The organism is Enterobacter sp. C6, from assembly GCF_008122455.1.
GTDB classification, from domain to species: Bacteria; Pseudomonadota; Gammaproteobacteria; order Enterobacterales; family Enterobacteriaceae; genus Enterobacter; species Enterobacter pseudoroggenkampii.
In genome coordinates this window covers 1-423 of the sequence record NZ_QPFW01000003.1, presented here as the reverse complement: position 1 = coordinate 423, position 423 = coordinate 1, and the positions used below count along the sequence as shown (strand labels likewise).

Annotated in this window: 1 pseudogene; it reads left to right on the top strand. The window is 62.9% G+C overall.

Going from position 1 to position 423, the window contains the following annotated elements:
• Positions 1–423 (top strand): annotated as a pseudogene (locus DOU50_RS00015) (MFS transporter); the annotation flags it as partial.

Here is a 423-nt window from a genome sequence, read left to right as displayed (position 1 = left end):
GCATGACATCACCCACGCAACGCCTCTCTTTGTGACCGCGATGCTGGTACTGATAGGCGTGGGCTTCTCGATCGGCAACTATCTCGGCGGGAAATTTGCCGACCGTTCCGTGAGCGGCACGCTGAAGGGCTTCTTAACCCTGCTGATTGCCATCATGATTGCCATTCCGTGGCTGGCGAGTAATGAGTTTGGGGCCGCGATCGCAATGGTCGTCTGGGGAGCCGCCACCTTTGCCGTGGTGCCGCCGCTGCAGATGCGCGTGATGCGCGTCGCGCATGAAGCGCCGGGCCTCTCATCGTCGGTCAACATCGGCGCCTTCAACCTGGGCAATGCGCTCGGTGCGGCGGCCGGTGGGGCTGTGATTTCAGGGGGACTGGGGTACAGCTTTGTGCCGGTGATGGGGGCGGTTATTGCCGCGCTCGG